Source organism: uncultured Lutibacter sp. (assembly GCF_947495725.1).
GTDB lineage: Bacteria > Bacteroidota > Bacteroidia > Flavobacteriales > Flavobacteriaceae > Lutibacter.
Genome location: NZ_CANLZZ010000001.1, coordinates 89,269 through 110,494 on the forward strand (window position 1 = coordinate 89,269; position 21,226 = coordinate 110,494).

A 21,226-nucleotide genomic window follows, 5' to 3' on the forward strand; every position below is an offset into this window, starting at 1 on the left:
AATTTATTTATATTTTTGTGTACGCACACGAAAATATTTTATGACTTTACAAATCATTTCGTGTGCGAACACGTTAAAATAACTAAATAAGCATTATGAAATTCATTAAAATCACAACTGCACTATTTTTTGCGATAATTGTATCCTGTTCTTCCGTAGAAAAAAAATCGCCTTGGGTTAACCTATTAAAAGGAAATACTCTTGATGGATGGAATATTAAAGGTGGCAAAGCCATTTATGAAGTAAATGATGGAATTATAACCGGAACCACCGTACAAAATACTCCAAACACATTTTTAACTACTAATAAAATGTATAGCGACTTTATTCTAGAACTAGATTTCAAAGTTAACCCTCATATGAATTCTGGTATTCAAATTAGAAGTAATAGTATTCCAGAATTTAAAAACGGAAGAGTGCACGGTTATCAGGTTGAAATTGACCCCTCTGAACGCGCTTGGAGTGGAGGAATTTTCGATGAAGCCCGAAGAGGTTGGCTAAATGATTTAGAAGACAATATTCCAGCAAAAAAAGCATTTAAACAAAATGAATGGAATACATATAGAGTTGAGGCAATAGGCGATACATTAAAAACTTGGGTAAACGGAATTCCCGCAGCACATCTCGTAGATAATATGACAAAATCTGGTTTTATAGGACTACAGGTTCACAGTATAGGAAACGGAAAAGCAGGTTCACAAATTCAATGGAAAAATATTAGAATCATAGACAAAGATGTCCAAAAATATGCCACTAAAACTCCTATACCAGTAATGGTGAAAAGAAATGCATTAACCGAACAAGAAAAATCTGAAGGTTGGAAAATGCTTTGGGATGGAAAATCAACCAAAGGATGGAGAGGTGCAAAATTAAACAGATTCCCAAATAGTGGATGGCTAATTAAAAATGGTATTTTAACCGTATTACCATCTGGAGGGGCAGAATCTGCTGCTGGAGGAGATATTGTTACAACAGAATTATACAGTGATTTTGAATTAAAAGTAGATTTTAAACTTACACCAGGAGCTAATAGCGGAATTAAATATTATGTAGACACTGAAATTAACAAAGGACCAGGCTCATCAATTGGATTAGAATATCAAATTTTAGATGATGCCTTGCATCCTGATGCTAAAAAAGGAAACCACGAAGGTAGCAGAACAGTTTCTTCTTTGTACGATTTAATTAAAGCTGATGAAAATAAACCTGTAAAACCAATTGGTGAATGGAATACAGCTTATATAATATCCAAAAACAACCATGTAGAGCATTGGTTAAACGGAGTAAAAGTATTAGAATATGAACGTAAAAGTAAAGACTTTCTTAAACTTGTTTCAGAGAGTAAATATAAAAAATGGCCTGATTTTGGAATGCTAGAAAAAGGTCAATTATTATTACAAGACCACGGAGACAGAGTTTCATTTCGAAATATTAAAGTAAAAACATTATAAAATACCAATTATGACAACTAGAAGAGATTTTTTAAAGAAAACAGCTAAAGGTAGTGCAGGCTTAGCCGTTGGAAGTTTATTATTGCCAAATTTAGGATTTGGTAATATTTTAGGGGCTAACGAACGTTTAAATGTTGCTGTAATTGGTGTTCGAAGCCGAGCAAAATCTTTAATGCAAGCTATTGCAAAATATTCTGATGCAAAAATTATTTTTACATGTGATGTTGATGATAATATTATTGAAAAGAATAACGAGTGGATGGTTAAAACCATTGGTTACAAAGCTAAAGTTGAAAAAGATTTTAGAAAAATATTAGAAAATAAAGATGTGGACGCCGTTTTTATAGCAACTCCAGAGCACTGGCATGCACCAATGGCAATTGCAGCTTTACAAGCCGGAAAACACGTATATGTTGAAAAACCTTGTAGCCATAACTTATTTGAAAATGAATTACTCGTTGCGGCTCAAAAAAAATACAACAAAGTTGTTCAAATGGGTAATCAACAACGTTCTGCTGTTACAAGTCAGTTAGCAGTTCAAGAAATTAAAGATGGTATTATAGGTGAAGCTTATAAAGGTGAGGCATACTATTCAAACAACAGAGGTTCCATAGGTATTGGTAAAAAAGTTGCCGTACCAAGTACTTTAGATTGGGAATTATGGCAAGGCCCTGCTCCTAGAGAAGATTATAGGGATAACATTCACCCATATAACTGGCACTGGTTTAAAACTTGGGGAACCGGAGAAGTTCATAATAATGGAACACATGAAATAGATATTTGTCGTTGGGCTTTGGGCTTAGACATTCCTAAAAAAGTTACTTCTTTTGGTGGAAAATATACCTATAAAGATGACTGGGAATTTACAGACAACCAAGAAGTTGTTTATGAATATGATAATGATAAAATTATAAAATGGACAGGTCATAGCCGCGGAAAAATAATGCCTAATCAACCAGGTAGAGGTGCTACAATTTATGGAAGCAAAGGTTCTATTATGTTAAGCCGAAATAGCTACCAATTATTTGGTTTAGACGGAGAACTAATTAAAAAAGTTGATGAAAAAGAAAAAAGTGCTACACTTAATACCGCAGGAGCTGGAAGTTTAGATGTTAAACACATTGCAAACTTTTTTAATGCTATTCGAATAGGTGAAAAACAAAACTCACCAATTGCAGATGCTAGCATTAGTACTATGCTTTGTCACTTAGGAAATGTTTCTCAAGAAGTTAAAAGAACAATCCACATTGATACAAAAACAGGAAAAATATTTAACGATGACGAAGCAATGACTCATTGGAAAAGAGAATATGAAAATGGTTGGGAACCTACTTTATAATTAATAAAAATAGAAGATGGATAGAAGAGATTTTATAGTTAAAGGAGGTGCTGTTTCAGCAGCCTTGTTGGCTTCAACTTCAGTTTTGGGAAGTATTACAAAAATTTCTAAACCAAAAAGAATTGGAGTTATTGGTACTGGAGGAAGAGGATGTGGATTAATCTCCGTTACCAATGAAATAGAGGGGTTAAAAGTTGTTGCATGTTGCGACACTTTACCTTTTAGACTCGAAGAAGGATTGGCTAAATGTGATAAAAAAGCTAAGGGATATGTCAATTATAAAGACTTATTAGCCGACCCAAAAATAGATGCCGTAATCATCACTGCCCCATTTGGATTGCATTATCAAATGGCAGTAGATGCCATTGATGCGGGAAAACATGTGTATTGCGAAAAAACAACAGTTAAAGGTTATGATGCCGTCAAAAACTTGGTGAAAAAAGTAAAGAATTCAAATGTGATTTTCCAAACCGGTCATCAATATCATAGTTCTAGAATGTATACACATCTAGTTGATTTGATAAAAAACGGAAAAGTTGGAAAAATTGCTGCTTTTGAATGCCAATGGAATCGTTTTTCTAATTGGAGAAAACCTGTTCCAGACCCTAAATTAGAAAGAGATATTAACTGGAGACTTTATAAAAAACATTCAGGTGGATTACCCGCAGAATTATGCTCACATCAAATTGATTTCGTAAACTGGGTATTAAGTGCTACTCCAGATAAAGTTATGGGAATTGGAGGAATTGATTATTGGAAAGATGGGCGTGAAACTTTTGATAATGTTCATTTAATGTACAGTTATCCTGAAGGGGTAAAAGCGAAATTTACGTGTATTAACAGCAACAAAAGAGATGGTTATCAAATTAAAGTTATTGGAGATAAAGGAACTTTAATTATCAACCAAAAAAGAGCAATATTTTATCCTTCCGAAGTAAAAAAGAGCCTAATTAAGAAAGAAATTGATGGCTATTCTGGTGCAACCGTTCAAGGTGCTATGGGATATGGAGAACAAATAAAAGTGGAACATTTAGAACCAACAAAACAAGCTTTAATAGATTTTAGAGAAAGTTTATTAACAAATAAACAGCCAGCTTCAGATGTAATTACTGGTTGTAAAACTGCTATCTGCGTGCAAATGGGATTGGATGCAATGTATAATGAAGAAATTGTTCATTGGAAACCAGAATTTGATATAATATAACTAAAAGAAACAAATGGATAAATTTAATTTAAAAGGAAAAGTAGCAATTATTACTGGAGGAGCAGGTGTTCTTGGAGGTTGTATTGCCGATAGTTTAGCTAATTCAGGGGTGAAAATTGTAATTCTTGATAGAGATGAAACAATTATTAATAAAAAAATAGCAGCTATTAATAATAACGGTGGAGAAGCTATTGGTTTTATAACAAATGTTTTAGATAAAGCAACGCTTGAGCAAAATAGAGATGCAATTTTAAAACATTTTGGTAAAATAGATATTTTATTAAATGCTGCAGGTGGAAATATGCCAGGTGCTACTATTGGTCCAGATCAAACTATTTTTGATTTAAAAATGGACGATTTTAAAAAAGTTACCGATTTAAACTTAAACGGTACCGTATTACCATCTATGGTTTTTGGTGAAGTTATGTCAAAACAAAAAACTGGAACTATTGTAAATTATTCATCCATGACCGTTGAAAGAGCTATCACAAGAGTAGTTGGCTATTCGGCTTCAAAAGCTGCTATGGAAAACTTTACTCGTTGGATGGCGGTAGAAATGGCAACTAAATTTGGTGGAAATATTCGTGTAAACGCTATTGCTCCAGGATTTTTTATTGGAAATCAAAACAGAGCTTTATTAACAAACGAAGATGGATCTTACACCCAAAGAGGCGAAACAATTATAAATAATACACCAATGAAACGTTTTGGTGAAGCCGATGAATTAAATGGAGCAATTCATTTTTTATGCAGCGATGCTGCAAAGTTTATTACAGGTGTTATAATTCCTGTTGATGGTGGTTTTAGTGCTTTTAGTGGAGTATAAAAAATAAAGAAAATGGAACAAACTTGGAGATGGTACGGACCAAATGATCCGGTAAAATTAAATGATATTAAGCAAGCTGGCGCAACCGGAATTGTATCTGCATTGCATCAAATTCCAAATGGTGATATTTGGACTATTAAAGATATAGAAATTCGTAAGCAAACAATTGAAAATGCAGGGTTAAATTGGAGCGTTGTAGAAAGTATACCAGTCCATGAAAATATTAAAACCCGTTCAGGAAATTTTCAATCCTATATAGAAAACTATAAGAAAAGCATTGAGAATTTAGCGAGTTGTGGAATTCAAATAGTGTGCTATAATTTTATGCCAGTGTTAGACTGGACTAGAACTTCACTAGATTATGAAGTTGAGGACGGTTCCAAAGCTTTGCGTTTTGAAATAATTGCTTTTGCCGCTTTTGAATTGTATTTACTGAAAAGACCTGATGCAGAACTTTTATATTCTGGAGCACAACAAGTACGGGCTAAAAAATATATTGAAAGTCTTTCTGAAACAGAAAAAACTAAATTAGTTAACAATATTATAGCAGGGTTACCCGGAGCAGAAGAAGGATATTCGTTAGAACAATTTCAACAAATATTGGACACGTACGCTGAGATTGACGCACAAAAATTACGTGAGAACTTAGTGTTATTTTTAAAAGAAATAATTCCAGTTGCAGCTCAAAATGAAGTTTTAATGTGTATTCACCCTGATGATCCACCCATGCCAATTTTAGGATTGCCAAGAGTGGTAAGTACTGAAGAAGATTATGCTTATTTATTTGAAAATGTGCCAAATAGAGCCAATGGAATTACATTTTGCACAGGTTCTTTAGGTGTGAGAGCCGATAATAATTTGGTTCAAATATTTAAACGCTTTGCAGATAGAGTTCACTTTTTACATTTACGAAGTACTCAAAGAGATGAACAAGGTAATTTTCACGAAGCCAACCATTTAGAAGGTGATGTTGATATGTTTAACGTGGTTAAGGAGGTTTTAATTGAAGAAAAAAGAAGGATTTCAGAAGGAATGAAAGACGCTAAAATTCCAATGCGACCAGATCACGGCCACCAAATGTTAGATGATTTAACCAAAAGAACAAACCCTGGATATTCTGGAATTGGCAGATTAAGAGGATTGGCGGAATTAAGGGGGCTTGAATTAGGTATTTCTAAAAGTTTAAGTATATGAATTTCAGTAAAACGGCAACATTTATAAATGACAACTTTTTGTTAGATACTGATGTTGCAAAAGAATTGTATCATCAATATGCTGTGAAAATGCCAATTATTGATTATCACAATCATCTTTCTGCAAAACAATTGGCAGAAAACAAACCAATTGAAAATATTACGGATGCCTGGTTAGATGGAGATCATTATAAGTGGCGTGGAATGCGCGCTAATGGAATTGATGAAAAATACGTTACAGGTAATTCAACCAAAGAAGAAAAATTTGAAAAATGGTCAGAAACTGTTCCGTATACTATTGGCAATCCATTATTTCATTGGACACATTTAGAGTTACAACGTTATTTTGGAATTAACGAAGTTTTACAACCTTCAACTTCAAAAGCTATTTATAAACAAGCAAATCAAATCTTAGCAAAAAAAACACCTGCAAATTTATTGGAGGATATGAATGTTGAGGTTGTTTGTACTACTGATGACCCGACAGATGATTTGAAATATCATCAACAAATTGCTTCAGGTAATTTTAATATTAAAGTATTGCCAACCTTTAGGTCAGATGGATTGTTTTTAATAAACAGTGAAAACTTTAAAAATTATATTAATAAACTTGGTAAAAGTGCTTCTATTTTTATTTCCAACTTTGAGGAATTGTTAAAGGCAATTGATAATAGAATTGACTTTTTTCATAAAAATGGGTGTCGTTTATCAGATTATGGTGTTGAAGGAAACCTTTTTGTAGATAATTACACTGAAGAGGAAGTTTCAACCATTTTTAACAAATTTTTGAATAATAAATTATTATCAACTTCAGAAATTGGAAAGTATAAATCTTACATACTTCATTACTTAGGAAGAAAATATGACGAAAAAGGTTGGACACAACAATATCATTTAGGTGCAATTAGAAATAATAATAAAAGACTTCAAAATTTATTTGGAGCCGATGCTGGTTGTGATTCAATTGGAGATTTTTCAATGGCATCTTCACTCTCTAAATTTTTAAATCAATTAGATATTGAGGAAAAACTTGCAAAAACAATTACCTATAATTTAAACCCTGCCTATAACGAAGTTTTTGCTACAATGATGGGTAATTTCAATACAAATGAAATTGCAGGCAAAATGCAATATGGTGCAGCGTGGTGGTTTTTAGATCAAAAAGATGGAATAGAAAAACAATTAAATACACTTTCTAATTTAGGTTTATTAAGCCGATCTATTGGAATGTTAACCGATAGTAGAAGTTTCTTATCATTTCCTCGTCACGAATATTTCAGAAGAATATTATGTAACATTTTAGGTAAACAAATTGAAAAAGGAGAATTACCTAATGATATAAAATTCTTTGGTAAAATGGTTGAAAATATTTGTTACAATAACGCTAAACAATACTTCAATTTTTAGATAAGAGTTAATTAATACAATCGATTGTATTAATTTTGAATTTACTATATTTACAATCCTTTTTAAACAAACAAAAACTTATGAACTACAAATTAATTCTTATTTCCTTTCTCTTTATAGGAATAATATCCTGCAAAAAAGAAAGTGGCACAAAAGTTCTTTATTTAGGTCATTCTTTACCTCAAACACATCCTGTACATAAAGGTATTTTAGAATTTCAAAAGGCATTAGAAAAAAAATCTAATGGTACTTTAAAAGTTAAAATTTTTCCCGATGGACAGTTAGGGTCAGAACGTGAAGTGCTAGAATTATTACAAATTGGTAGTGTTGCAGCGACTAAAGTTAGTGCGGCAACCTTATCTAATTTTGTTCCAGAATACCATATTTTAGGAATTCCTTATTTATTTAAAGATAAAGAGCACCAGTTTGAAGTTTTAGAAGGAAAAATAGGTAAATCTATATTAGAAAAAGGATCTAAGTTTTGGTTAAGAGGTTTATGTTATTACGATGCTGGAAGTAGAAGTTTTTACACAAGTAATAAGGCCATAAGAACTCCAGACGATTTAAAGGGTTTAAAAATTAGAGTAATGAATAACCAGATGGCCATTAATATGGTAAATGCTTTAGGTGGATCAGCAACACCTTTATCATATGGCGAATTATATACTGCTATTCAGCAAGGTGTAGTAGATGGCGCAGAAAATAACCCACCGTCGTTTGTTTCATCAAATCATTATGAGATTAGTAAATATTACACTTTAGACCAACATTCATCTATACCCGATGTGCTTTTAATAGGTACCAAATATTGGGATAGTTTAACAGAACAAGAACAAGGTTGGGTGCAAGCAGCAGCGGATGAATCAGCACAGGCCGAAAAAATATTTTGGAATGAATCTGTTGAAGAATGTATGGCCATTGCCAAAAAAGCAGGTGTAGAAGTTATTATTCCGGATAAATCTTTATTTGCCGAAAAATCTCAATCTGTAGTTGAAGAATTTTTGAAGGAGTTTCCTGAAATGGCTTCAATTGTTAATGAAATTAAAAATAATTAATTATGAAAAAATCAGACCTTATTTTTAATAAAGTAAGCCTATTTCTTGAAAGGTTTATGATTGTGGTTTTTGCGCTTTTAGTGTTAGATGTCTTGTTTCAAGTGTTTTCAAGATATCTTTTAGGAACATCATTTACTTGGACAGAAGAGTTTGCAAGATTTGCCCTCATTTGGATGACCATTTTAGGTGCCGCCTATTTAAACGGAAAAAGAGAGCATTTATCTATGGATTTTTTATATGACAAATTAACTGAGAAAAACAAAAGAAAAGTTTCTATTCTTATAGAAGTATTAATATTTCTTTTCGCTCTTATAGTAATGGTTATAGGAGGTTTAAATTTAGTTTACACTACTTTGCATTTGGAACAACTTTCAGGAACATTACGAATTCCTCTAGGCTATGTTTATGCTATTTTACCTTTTAGTGGTTTTCTAATTATGTGCTTTTCTATTTATCATATTTCAAATATTAATCAAAACAAAATCAAACTATAATTATGAGTATAGAAGTTATAAGTATTATCGTTTTATTTGTTAGTTTTTTTACGCTTTTATTGCTTAAAGTACCCGTTGCATATAGCATTGGAATTGCTACTACATTAAGTTTACTTTTGAATATTGATAAATTACCTGGATTAACAACCATTGCTCAACGAATGACCACTGGTATAGATAGTTTTGCTTTATTAGCCATACCATTCTTTATTCTTGCGGGTGATATAATGAAGCGGGGAGGAATTGCCAATCGACTTATTAATTTTGCAAAATCCTTAGTGGCTAGCCTTCCTGGAGGTTTAGCCTATGTAAACATATTAGCATCAATGCTTTTTGGTGCAATTTCTGGATCTGCGGTTGCTGCGGCATCTGCAATTGGTTCAATAATGACCGACAGAATGGAAGAAGAAGGTTATCCACGTACCATTAGTGCTTCTGTAAATATTACAGCATCTACTACAGGATTGTTAATTCCACCAAGTAATATTTTAATTGTATATGCTTTAGCAAGTGGAGGAACAGCCTCTGTAGCCGCATTATTTATCGCAGGATATTTACCTGGAATTTTATTAGGATTTGCTATTATGGGTTATGTAGCATTTATAGCTATTAGCAAAGGATATTCAAAAGGGAAACGTTCAACATTATTTGAAATTTGGACATTCTTTAGAAAAGCATTTTTTAGTTTACTATTACTAGTAGTTGTGGTTGGTGGAATTGTAGCAGGTATCTTTACTGCTACCGAAGCTTCAGTAATTGCAGTTTTATATGCTGCGGTTCTATCCTTGATTTATGGAGATATGAAAACTAAAGATTTTCCATCTGTATTGTTATCAAGCGCAAAAACTACGGCTGTAGTAATGTTTTTAATTTGTACATCTATGGCAATGTCGTGGTTATTTTCTTTTGAAGGTATTCCTGAAATGATTAGTTCATTTTTATTGGAATCTTTAAACAATAAATTCGCCATATTTTTAGCCATTAATCTAATTTTATTAGTTGTTGGAACGTTTATGGATATGACACCTGCTGTATTAATATTTACTCCAATATTTTTACCAGTTGTAACTACCTTAGGTATGCACCCTGTACATTTTGGAATTGTAATAGTATTAAATTTATGTATTGGAATTTGTACCCCACCGGTAGGTACATTACTTTTTGTGGGTAGTGGTGTTGCCAAAATTTCAGTAACAAAAGTAATTAGACCATTGCTTCCATTTTTAGCAATTATGGTGATTGTGTTAATGTTAATTAGTTTTATCCCGGAAATATCAATGTTTTTACCTAATTTATTCGGTCTATAAGACATTTAGCCTAGCCAAATAAAGAAATATTTATATATATAAAGACTATACAGGGTAATTTAAAGTAATGATTATAGTTATATTTACTAACTATTATCAAAACACAAAATAAGTGTTTTTAGTGCAACTTTAAATTACCTTTTTTTAAATGATTTCATCTACTGTTTCGAAATATAAATTACCTTATATTTTCATTCTTTTTTGTTTATTTTTTCAGACAACTTTTTCTCAATCAAGTGTTATAAAAGGAATTGTTTTAGATGAATCAACTCTACCTCTAGAATTTACATCTGTTGCTTTATTAAAACTACAAGATTCTACAATGGTTACATTCACAGTAACCGATGAAAAAGGTCAATTTGAAATTTCTGACAGTCCACAAGGTGAATTTTTATTACAATTTTATATGAGTGGGTTTACCCCTCTTTATAAAAAAATAAATTTCAAAAATCAGTTAATTGATCTAAAAACTATTACCTTAAAATACAGCGTAGAACAACTAAATGAAGTAACAATTACTGCTGTTGTTCCTGTTCAAATTAAAAAAGATACGGTTGCTTATAATGCCGATTCTTTTAAAATTCATCACGATGATAATATTGAAGATTTATTAAAAAAACTTCCAGGAGTTGAATTAAATAGTGATGGAAGTATCATTTCACAAGGAAATGAAATCACAAAAATATTTGTAGATGGTAAAGAGTTTTTTAGCGGTGACCCTGCAATTGTATTAAAAAACTTATCGGCTGATGCAATTAGCAAAATTCAGGTTATAGATAAAAAAAGTGAACAAGCGGAATTAACTGGCGTTGAAGATGATGAAAAAAGTTATGTTATTAATTTAACTTTAAAAAAAGGAAAAAAAAGTAATGGTTTTGGAAAAGCTTCTGCTGGAATTGGATTAGATGAAAAATATTTTTCAAATTTAAACTACAACAAATTTTCGCCAAAACTACAAGTTTCTATTATTGGAAAATATAATAACATAAATATTACAGGATCAAATATTAAAGATTTCCTTTCTTCAAATGGTGGTTTAGCTGATGATTCGGATGACAATGAAGATCCTTCTTCATTTGAAAAAAACAAAAAGAATTTAAGTGGGAATTTAACAACTGGTGTTGGTGGATTTCATATTGGTTATGAGTTTAAACCCAAAGAGGTTCTTAATGCTGATTATTTTTACAATTATTTAGATAATACTGGAACGTCCTTTTCCAAAAGAACGTCCTTTTCTAGAGCTAAAAATTTCCAGTCGGAATCTGATGACGAAAATGATAAAAACACAAACAATCAGCACTTAAATTTTAACTACGAAAATAAAAGCAGTAAAACCAGTAGGTTCTTTATAAAAGGAAATTACACTTCAGATAAAACAGATAGCGAACTTGAAAGAAAAACATCTTATTTTAATGAAGACAAAGTACTAAATACTTCAAACAATATTAATTACCTAAGTAATAGAAAAAGAGATAATGGTAGCGTTAGAATGAATTATTATCAACTTTTAAATACTAACAAACGTAATTTTACAACCGGATTATCATTTAGTTCTTTAAATTCAAAAAATTTTAGAGATCAATTTAATGAAACTACAAATCACTCTAACAACAGAGTTACTGAAACAAAAATTTTAAAAGATGAATTAATTAAAAACAATTCTGTTAATTTTAATTTCACGTTTACCGAGCCTCTAGGAAACAACCACTTTTTAAAACTTCAAACTTTAGCTACAATTAAAAATGGTACTGAAGAAGCTGAACAAAAAAGAAATAAAAACGGCACAGAAGAAACTCCTTTTAACTATGTGATTGACAATAAAGAAGAACGTTTTTCTTCAAATTTAATTTACTCTTACAGCAACAGTGGTTTAAACTTAAATTTTGCCACAGGAATTCTTAATTTGTATAGAGATTTTGGACAAGTAGGAGAAGAAGAATTTAACCGACACCAAGCCTATTTTACACCCACAATGTCACTTAGATATAAACCAAAAAGAGGTCATAATTACTCGATGAGATTTAGGAGAAGTATTAGATCTCCACAAAATTATAGCAGCTCACCAGTAATTAATGATTTAAACCCTTATTACATTAGAAAAGGAAACCCATATTTAAATACCGAAAAAGTTGATGATTTAAATTTCAACATTTCAACGCATAAGTTTAAGTCCGCTCTTAGTATATATTCAAAAATAAACTTTCAAAGAATTAACGATGCAATTATTCCAAGTTTGGATATTTCTGATGATTTTATTCAAACAAGAAGTTTTGTAAATGAAGGCAAACAAGAGAAAGCTAGTGCAGAGTTTAATGTAAATAAAAGAGTAAAACCATTAGGCATTAGGTATAGTTTTAAAACTAAAGGAACTTATAAAACTGGAAAATCAATTATTGACAAAGCATTGAATGATGTAAAATCTAATGAATATTTAGTTGGTTTCTCTTTAGAAAACAACAATAAAAAGGCTTTTGATTTTAAAACTGGATTAGAAATAAGCTCAAATACTACAAATTTTTCAGTAGTTGAAAACTTGAATAGAGATTATGTAAAACAACACTATTTCTCTAAAATAGATTACGATTTTTCTAAAAAGTTAAATTTCAATACTCAGTTTGATTATTACTTGTATACAGATAGTAACTTTGAATCGAACCAAACTATACCTTTCTGGAATGCAAGCGTTTCATATGCTGTAACCAAAGGAAATAATGGTATTCTAAAACTTATTCTGATTGATATACTTGATGAAAACGTTGACATTGTAAGAAGAAGTACCATTAATTATTTTGAAGAAACTACTAATGAGACTTTAGGCAGATATTTTATTATAAGTTTTACTATGCGTTTAAATGCAAATGGCAAGAAAAAAGTAAAACGGTTTAAGGCTTAAATTAAATAACAAAAAAGCTGCCTAAGAAGAATTAAAACTCGTTATTCTGATCTTATTTTAGAATCTCATTACATTGATAATCAATTAATATGAGAACCTAAATCAATTACAGGTTAACGAAAAGTTTACTTTCTAGGCAGCCTTTTTGTTAATAGATAAATATCTTAATTATTCCGCATCTTCACCTTTAGCGGTATGATTTTTTAAGTTCCAAGTTTTAAAACCTCTTATATATTGCCAATCCCAAGATTTATACTCGTGTGTTAATCCCCAACGTAAAATTTCTGTAGGGTTTTTCTCATTATCAGCAGTACGGTTTAAACCAATTGCATGTGGAGCACCTTTTACAACACTCATAATTTCAAAATTGATACCATCTGGCGCCCACTGAACTGTGTTCTTTTCTGGTCCATCGGTTGTAATTAAAGCTGCAATTCCACCATTATAAGGCCAAACACATATCTCGTGACCACTATTACTAATTGGATTGTATGGTGATTTTACATAAGGTCCTTTTGGATTATCAGCAATAGCCACTCCATGTCTAATTTGACGACCTCCAAATGTAATTTGTTCACCCATTTGCTCACCTTTATAATATAAGTAAAACTTTCCTTTAAATGGAATAATACAAGGATCGTGAACTTTATGACTATCAAAATCACCTTTTTTAATCACCTTATGTCTGTTTTGTTCTTCACCTTTCCAAATTCCATTATCTGCTGGACTTAAAATTGGCTCTTCGCTTTTTGTCCAAGGACCATTAATGTTTTTTGACCAAGCTAAACCAACTTGATTTTTAACACGGACGTTATAAACACCACCAACTGTTTGATAACATAAATAATACATACCTTCATGTTCCATAATTTCTACTGTAAATACCGAACGATCATCATACGCACCTTTTTCACCTCGAGCAACAGCTAAACCTTCTTCTTTCCAAGTAATACCATCTTCTGATGTGGCATACCAAATATCACATCTATCCCAAGGAAAAACTTTATCTTTTTCAGTATCTCCACCAAATCCTTGTGATTCACCAGTACTTCTACTATACCAAACATAGTATTTTCCATCTTGTTTAATCATTGCACTAGGGTCTCTTCTTACAACACCTTCTTCATAAGCAAAATCACCTTTTAAATCATGAACACTATATTCAAAAAACCATTCATTTCCTAAATCGGTTGGCCATTTTAAGGCTCTCTTTGAAGCAGCACTTAAATAGTCTTTATTTGTAATACCCAAATAATCTTGCTGTTCATCTGTTACAACAATCTTTTCTTCCATTGTTTTCTCTTTTTTTTCATCACAATTACAAGAAGTTAAATTAACTCCAATTAATGCGATTAATACAACTATTATTTTTTTCATTTTTAATGTTTAATATTTATAATTAAGCTATACCATTTCCTACTGCAATAATTACAATTCCAATAATCATACAAGCTAAACTTAAGTATAAATAGTTTTTTGCTTTATTTGAAGCATCAATCCATTCTTTAGTAATAATACCACTAACAATTGCTGTTGCAACACAAGCTGTATTGAAAATAGCATAACCCACTGTATTCCCTATTTCACCAAGTTTAAAAGCTGCAAACGCAAACAATGCTGAAGCCGCATAATGGAAAATTGCCATTATTAAAATTAATATGAAATTTTTTCCAAATGCTGGTGTTTTAAAATCTCCCCAAGCTTTTTTAGACGATAATTGATACGCAAAATATGCTGCCATAACAATACCTCCACTAATAAAAATTGGAAACATTACTCCAACAGCAGTAACCCATTCTGCATTTCCTGCAGCTTGACAAGCTTCATGAATAAATGGTCTTCCTACAGCGTTTGCATAACTAAATCCTGTAGCCAATAAACCACCAATTACTGCAATAGAAATTCCAGTAACCATAGAGCCTTTTTCTTTTTTATTTTTACCTGCTGCTATTTCATCTATCTCTCGCGTAAATCCTGCCTGACCATTAAATAAAACACCTAACAGAACTACAAAAATACCTCCAAGAATTGTAAAGAACACATTGCCTTCTGGCAATCCTTCAACAACAAATGGTAAAATTGAGCCTACCAAAATTACAGTTCCAATAAATAATGAAAAACCTAATGATAAACCAATATGGTTTATGGCTTTTCCCCACATCATAACTCCAATACCCCATAAAACACTTGCTGCTGCCATTTTAATCAAAATATCTGTTGGTACGGCTGCAAAAACTCCACTAAAGTCATTTATTAAAAATACGGATGCAACAATTGGCACTAAGAACATAGTTAACATAAAAAATAGTCCCCAAGTATTCTCAAATTTAAAATCTTTTGTAAATTTTTCTGGTAAAGCATAAAGTCCCAACATAAGTCCGGCTCCAATTGCTAAAATAATTCCTTCAATCATAATTATATAAGTTTAAGTATTTGGTTAATTGTTTATTACCATCCAAATTTAAAGATGGTTGTACTTTTAAATTCTTCTCCTGCTTTTGTAATTGTTTTTGGTGAATTTTCAATATTTGGTCCATTTTGATAGCGATGTGTTTCACAACAAAAACCTCTATATTTTCCATATTGTTCTCCGTTTTCTCTTTTTATAGCATTGGAAGTATACTTACCTGTATATAACAACATACAAGGTTCGGTACTTGAAACGGTTAAAGAACGACCAGATGATTCAGATTTTATTTTTGCAACTTCTTGCAACTTAAAATCAGCATTATCAAATACATAAAAATGCTCAAAACCATCGCCCATTGCTTGGTGTACATCTCCTATTCTTTTTCCTACTGTTAAATCATCTGCTTTACCTTCAACATTTAAAATTTCACCCGTTCCAGCCCCTGTTTCATCCATTGCTTGTCTTTTTGAAGTGTTTACTTGTGCAATGTGATTTTCAACAGTTCCTGAAAAAGCATCTAAGTTAAAATAGGTATGGTTTGTTAAGGCTAACGGCGTATCCTTATCTGGAATTGCACTATAATCAATTCTTAATTCATTATTTTCTGTTAAAGAGAAAAATACCGAAACTTCAACATTTCCAGGATATCCTTCTTCTAAATCTCTACTTAATAAAGACATTTTTAATGAAGAAACACCCTCACAATTAACAATTTCTGCATTCCAAATTCTTTTATCAAAACCAACAACTCCACCATGTAAATTATTATCACCACAGTTATGTGCTAATTGATATTCTTTTCCGTTTAATGTGAATTTCGCATCTTTTATTTGAGAGCAATATCTACCAACAGTACTTCCAAAATATGGTGAATTTTCAACATAATCCTTTCCAAAATATCCTTCTAGTGTATCAAAACCACAAGCTATATTTTCTAATTCTCCTTCAGAATTTGGTACAACTATAGAAGTTACTGTTGCTCCATAATTTGTTATTTTTACCTCAACTCCGTTATTATTTTTTAATGTATAGATGTCAATTTTTTGGTCATTAAAGACTCCAAAATCTGTTTTATTTGTATTCATAAGATTGTATATTTGGTTAACTTCTTATTTTATTTTTCTTCGTAAGGACTTAATTTAGCCCAATCGAAAATTACACCTACACCAGGATAATCTGGAGCAACTGCTCTATAATTTTCAACAACTAAAGGTCTTGTTGTATATTCATCTATAGGAAAACTATGCACTTCCAACCAACCTGCATTTGGTTGAGAAGAAACTAAACTTACGTGTAATTCTTGCATTCCATGTGAACATGCTGGAATATTATGTTTAGCAGCTAATTTTGCTGCAGCTAACCAACCTGTTACACCTCCACAATTTGAAGCATCTGGCTGCACAAATGATAATTTTGCCTGATCCATTGCATATTCAAATTCGTGAATGGTATGTAAATTTTCACCCATTGCTAATGGAAAACCAGTTTTTTCAGCAATTTCTCCAAAACCTTTATAATTATCTGGAATAATTGGCTCTTCAAACCAAGTTATGTCATATTGTTTAAAACCTTCAATAGCTTTAATTGCTTTTTCAACGGTCATAGAATAATTAGCATCTACCATAAAAGTAACATCTGGACCAATATATTCTCTAACTGCTTTAATTCTATCTAAATCTTCTTGTAAATTTTCGCGTCCAATTTTAATTTTAACAGCTTTAAACCCTTTTTCAAGGTAACCTTTCATATTATTTAACAATTTCTCAATTGGAAACATTAAATCAATTCCACCACAATATGCTTTACATGTGTTATCTGCTCCACCAGCCACTTTCCATAAAGGCTGTCCTAATTTTTTACAACGAATATCCCATAAAGCAATATCAACTGCTGAAATTGCAAAAGAAGCTATACCTCCACGACCAACATAATGAATGTGCCATTCTAAAAAGTCGTAAATACCTTCAATATCAGTTCCGTCTTTTCCTAATAACACATTTGTAAAATCATGTTCTACCATTGCTTTTATAGCAAAACCACCTTTACCTCCAGTATATGTGTAACCTGTTCCTTCGCTTCCATCTTCTAAAGTTACAGTTACAGTTACCAACTCAAAATGATAATGATCTCCATGTTTTGCATCGGACATCACCTCTGGTAATGGAACTGTAAATAAACGAGTTTGTATTTTTGAAATTTTTGTACTCATATTTCTGTTCATTTTATAATACAAGAATGTTGAGTTATAAAATAAATTACAACCCAACACTCAATGCTAGTACTTAATTAAGCTTTATGTTTTATGTAGAAAGTTTTCTTTTCTAAATACTGTTCAAAACCATATTTTCCATCTTCACCTCCAGAACCAGATAATTTATATCCATTATGGAAACCTTGATGTTGTTCTCCATGTCCTCTATTAACATAGATTTCACCATATTCCAATTCATCATTACATTTCATAATGGTATTCATATCATTTGTAAAAACCATAGCGGCTAAACCATATTCGCAATCATTTGCATAACCAATAACTTCTTCAAAAGTTTTGAATTTTAAAACTGGTAAAATTGGACCGAATGATTCCTCATGAACAATTGTCATATCTTGAGTTACATTTGTAAGTACAGTTGGTTCAAACCAAAATCCTTTCTCAAATTCAGCTCCCGCTGGTCTTTTTCCTCCTGTTGCAACTGTTGCACCTTCTTCAATACTTACTGCTACTAAATGTTCCATATGCTTTAATTCTGAAGCATTTACCTTAGGTCCCATATCGGTATCTTCCAACATTGGATCTCCTACTTTTATAGCTTTTGTTTTTGCAATGAATTTTTCCATAAACACATCGTAGATGTCTTCGTGAATATACATTCGTTCGTTACAAGTACAAACCTGACCACAGTTATCGAAACGAGAATGCAAAGCAGAATCTACAGCTGCATCAATATCTGCATCAGCAAAAACAATAAATGGTGCTTTTCCTCCTAATTCTAATTGAACATGGGTTAAGTTTTTAGCTGCATTACGTGCAATTTGTTGACCAACCGGAGTAGAACCAGTCATTGTTACCATTTTACAAATTGGACTCTCAACTAATGCATTACCCATTGCTCTTCCAGGACCTGTTAATATATTAATAACACCTGCTGGAATTCCTACTTTGTTTGCTAAATTTCCTAGCTCTAAAGTTGCCAATGGTGTTTCAGAAGTTGGTTTAAGCACAATGGTATTTCCTGCAACTAAAGCTGGACCTAATTTACGTCCTGCCAATGCTAATGGGAAGTTCCAAGCAGTAATTGCAACTACCACTCCACGAGGAACTTTTTGAATCCAAATTTGTTCATTTGGATTATCCGAAGGAATAATATCTCCTTCGATTCTTCGTGCGCCTTCACAAGCATATCTTATAAATGAAGCCGTAACTGCAACCTCAAAACGAGCAACTTTTAAAAGTTTCCCTTGTTCCTTTGTTAACAATTGAGCTAAATACTCAGTATTCGCTTCAATTTCATCAGCCAATTTATATAATAAATCTGCTCTTGATCGGGCAGGTAATTTTTTCCATTCTTTTTGAGCCTTATCAGCAAATTCAAGGGTCTCTATTGCTTCTTCGGCGGTACCATTTTGAACACGAGCCACAACTTCTCCATTTGAAGGACTAATAATATCAATAGTTTCTCCTGAAGTTGATGTTTTCCATTCTCCGTTAATAAATAACTGATAATCTTTAATTTCTGACATTCTTTGATTTTTATTGATTAAAATTAGTATTATCTACCCATCCAACCACCGTCTACAAGAACGATAGCTCCGTGCATATATGCTGCTGCTTCTGAGGCTAAAAATACAGTTGGTCCTGCAAAATCTACTGCATCTCCCCAACGACCTGCTGGAATACGAGATAAAATAGATTCTGAACGCACTGGATCGTTTCTTAAAGCCTCTGTGTTATCAGTTGAAATATATCCTGGTGCAATTGCATTTACATTTACTCCTTTTCCTGCCCACTCATTAGCAAAAGCCATAGTCATTTGACCAATTGCTCCTTTACTTGCAGCATAACCAGGTACAGTAATACCTCCTTGGAATGTTAATAATGAAGCTGTGAAAATCACCTTTCCTGAACCTCTTGCAATCATATCTCTACCAAACTCACGAGTTAAAATAAATTGTGCGTTTTGGTTCACCTCGATTACTTTATCCCACATTTCATCTGGATGTTCTGCTGCTGGAGTTCTTAAAATAGTTCCTGCATTATTTACCAAAATATCAATTTGTGGATGGTCTTTTTTTACTTCTGCAATAAACGCGTATAATGCTTTTCTATCTGAAAAATCGCATTGATAAGCGCTAAAGTTTTTTCCTACTGCTTTTACTGCTTTTTCAACATCACTTCCTTCTTTCTCTAAAGACGCTGAAACACCAATAATGTTGGCACCAGCCTCAGCTAAACCAACAGCCATTGCCATTCCTATTCCTCGTTTACAACCTGTCACTAAAGCTGTTTTTCCTTCTAAACTAAATTTATCTAAAATACTCATTGTTATATATTTTTATTTGATTAAGCGTTAAATTGTGTAAAAGCTGAAATCTGTTAAATTCAGCTTTTACACAAATCAACAATTATATTATAAAGTACAATCCATTAATACTTTCATTCCGTCAGGGTTTTTGTCTATATTTTCAAAAACCTGCTGAATATTACTTAATGGTTGAACATCTGTAATCATTTCTTCGAAAGGCAATTCATTAGCTGTAATTAATTGAATAGATTTTTCATAATCTTCTTTTTCATAAACACGAGCACCTATTAATTTTAATTCTTTCCAGAAGAATTTAAATAAGTCAACTTCTTTCTTTTGTCCGTGAATTGCAACCATTAAAATTCTACCTCTAATTCCTGCAACTTCTGTCATTACATCTAATGCTGGCTGAACACCTGCAACTTCAAAAACAACATCGGCTAAACGACCTTCTGTTTTTTCTTTTACGTAAGCTACCAAATCAACTTTTATTGGATTTACAGCATCAAATCCTAAAGATTTAGCTTTTTCAATACGCGCTTCATTTACTTCAGAAATAATAACATTTGCACCTACTTCTTTAGCAACCATAGCTACTAATAATCCTATTGGACCACCACCTAAAACTACAGCTGTTTCACCAGCTACCAATCCGCTCATTCTAACATCATGAGTTGCCACTGATAACGGCTCAATTAAAGCTGCCAATTTTAAATCTGTATTTTCCTTTAATTTATGTAATGTAAAAGTTGGAACATTCCAATATTCTTGCATAGCACCTGGACTATCAATTCCAATAAATTTCAATTCTTCACAAATGTGATTGAATCCTTTATCTGATGGCTTTACCAAACGATCATCTAATGGACGAACTACAACTTTATCTCCAATAGCATAATCTGTAACACCTTCTCCAAGCGCATCAATAACACCTGACATTTCATGTCCGATAGTTTCTGGCATTTTAACACGCTTATCCATCATTCCATGATAAATATGCACATCTGTACCACAAACACCAACATATGCTACTTTAATTCTAACCTCGCCTTTTGCTGGTTGCTCAATTTCTTTTTCAAAAACTGTGAAGGTTTTATTTCCTTCGTATTGTGTTGCTTTCATTT

At 32.0% G+C, this 21,226-nt stretch carries 17 protein-coding genes; 10 read left to right on the top strand and 7 right to left on the bottom strand.

The window, feature by feature from the left end; genetic code table 11:
• The first annotated feature begins 95 nt into the window (after positions 1 to 95).
• The 10 genes from Q0776_RS00385 to Q0776_RS00430 all read left to right on the top strand — a co-directional run bounded on the left by Q0776_RS00385 (position 96) and on the right by Q0776_RS00430 (position 13,169).
• A complete protein-coding gene (locus Q0776_RS00385; protein WP_298363459.1) occupies positions 96 to 1,451 on the top strand; it encodes a DUF1080 domain-containing protein in 1,356 nt (451 codons plus the stop codon).
• 10 nt (positions 1,452 to 1,461) lie between these two features.
• Positions 1,462 to 2,790 carry a Gfo/Idh/MocA family oxidoreductase gene (locus Q0776_RS00390; protein ID WP_298363461.1) on the top strand — a complete coding sequence of 443 codons (1,329 nt, stop codon included), beginning with the start codon at positions 1,462 to 1,464 and terminating at the stop codon, positions 2,788 to 2,790.
• Positions 2,791 to 2,806: 16 nt separating this feature from the next.
• Complete coding sequence (locus Q0776_RS00395) at positions 2,807 to 3,994, top strand: Gfo/Idh/MocA family oxidoreductase (RefSeq protein WP_298363462.1); 1,188 nt, start codon at positions 2,807 to 2,809, stop codon at positions 3,992 to 3,994.
• Positions 3,995 to 4,007: 13 nt separating this feature from the next.
• Positions 4,008 to 4,820 (top strand): SDR family oxidoreductase, encoded by an 813-nt coding sequence (locus Q0776_RS00400; protein ID WP_298363467.1) that lies wholly within the window; start codon positions 4,008 to 4,010, stop codon positions 4,818 to 4,820.
• Between the two features lie 12 nt (positions 4,821 to 4,832).
• Complete coding sequence (gene uxuA, locus Q0776_RS00405) at positions 4,833 to 6,014, top strand: mannonate dehydratase (protein WP_298363475.1); 1,182 nt, start codon at positions 4,833 to 4,835, stop codon at positions 6,012 to 6,014.
• Positions 6,011 to 7,420 (top strand): glucuronate isomerase, encoded by a 1,410-nt coding sequence (gene uxaC / locus Q0776_RS00410; RefSeq protein WP_298363481.1) that lies wholly within the window; start codon positions 6,011 to 6,013, stop codon positions 7,418 to 7,420. Before uxuA ends, uxaC begins: the two co-directional genes overlap by 4 nt.
• An 80-nt stretch (positions 7,421 to 7,500) precedes the next feature.
• A complete protein-coding gene (locus Q0776_RS00415) occupies positions 7,501 to 8,475 on the top strand; it encodes a TRAP transporter substrate-binding protein (RefSeq protein ID WP_298363486.1) in 975 nt (324 codons plus the stop codon).
• A gap of 2 nt (positions 8,476 to 8,477) precedes the next feature.
• A complete protein-coding gene (locus Q0776_RS00420) occupies positions 8,478 to 8,969 on the top strand; it encodes a TRAP transporter small permease (RefSeq protein ID WP_298363494.1) in 492 nt (163 codons plus the stop codon).
• 2 nt (positions 8,970 to 8,971) lie between these two features.
• Positions 8,972 to 10,276 carry a TRAP transporter large permease gene (locus Q0776_RS00425; RefSeq protein ID WP_298363495.1) on the top strand — a complete coding sequence of 435 codons (1,305 nt, stop codon included), beginning with the start codon at positions 8,972 to 8,974 and terminating at the stop codon, positions 10,274 to 10,276.
• A 148-nt stretch (positions 10,277 to 10,424) separates the two neighbouring features.
• The gene (locus tag Q0776_RS00430) at positions 10,425 to 13,169 is read left to right on the top strand and encodes an outer membrane beta-barrel protein (protein WP_298363498.1); all 2,745 of its coding nucleotides are present in this window, start codon (positions 10,425 to 10,427) and stop codon (positions 13,167 to 13,169) included.
• A gap of 168 nt (positions 13,170 to 13,337) precedes the next feature.
• Here the strand turns inward: Q0776_RS00430 and Q0776_RS00435 are convergent, their stop codons facing one another.
• The 7 genes from Q0776_RS00435 to Q0776_RS00465 form a co-directional block, all read right to left on the bottom strand.
• Positions 13,338 to 14,546: a family 43 glycosylhydrolase gene (locus Q0776_RS00435; RefSeq protein WP_298363500.1), complete on the bottom strand. Its 1,209-nt coding sequence runs from the start codon at positions 14,544 to 14,546 to the stop codon at positions 13,338 to 13,340.
• Positions 14,547 to 14,568: 22 nt separating this feature from the next.
• Positions 14,569 to 15,582 carry an L-rhamnose/proton symporter RhaT gene (locus Q0776_RS00440; RefSeq protein WP_298363502.1) on the bottom strand — a complete coding sequence of 338 codons (1,014 nt, stop codon included), beginning with the start codon at positions 15,580 to 15,582 and terminating at the stop codon, positions 14,569 to 14,571.
• 35 nt (positions 15,583 to 15,617) lie between these two features.
• Complete coding sequence (locus Q0776_RS00445) at positions 15,618 to 16,664, bottom strand: aldose epimerase family protein (RefSeq protein WP_298363503.1); 1,047 nt, start codon at positions 16,662 to 16,664, stop codon at positions 15,618 to 15,620.
• Positions 16,665 to 16,693: 29 nt separating this feature from the next.
• Positions 16,694 to 17,788 (bottom strand): mandelate racemase/muconate lactonizing enzyme family protein, encoded by a 1,095-nt coding sequence (locus Q0776_RS00450; protein ID WP_298363508.1) that lies wholly within the window; start codon positions 17,786 to 17,788, stop codon positions 16,694 to 16,696.
• A gap of 77 nt (positions 17,789 to 17,865) precedes the next feature.
• The gene (gene aldA / locus Q0776_RS00455; protein ID WP_298363513.1) at positions 17,866 to 19,320 is read right to left on the bottom strand and encodes an aldehyde dehydrogenase; all 1,455 of its coding nucleotides are present in this window, start codon (positions 19,318 to 19,320) and stop codon (positions 17,866 to 17,868) included.
• A gap of 29 nt (positions 19,321 to 19,349) precedes the next feature.
• Positions 19,350 to 20,114: an SDR family NAD(P)-dependent oxidoreductase gene (locus Q0776_RS00460; RefSeq protein WP_298365105.1), complete on the bottom strand. Its 765-nt coding sequence runs from the start codon at positions 20,112 to 20,114 to the stop codon at positions 19,350 to 19,352.
• A 93-nt stretch (positions 20,115 to 20,207) separates the two neighbouring features.
• Positions 20,208 to 21,224, bottom strand: coding sequence for an alcohol dehydrogenase catalytic domain-containing protein (locus Q0776_RS00465; RefSeq protein ID WP_298363516.1), 1,017 nt, complete (start codon positions 21,222 to 21,224; stop codon positions 20,208 to 20,210).
• Positions 21,225 to 21,226: the final 2 nt, after the last annotated feature.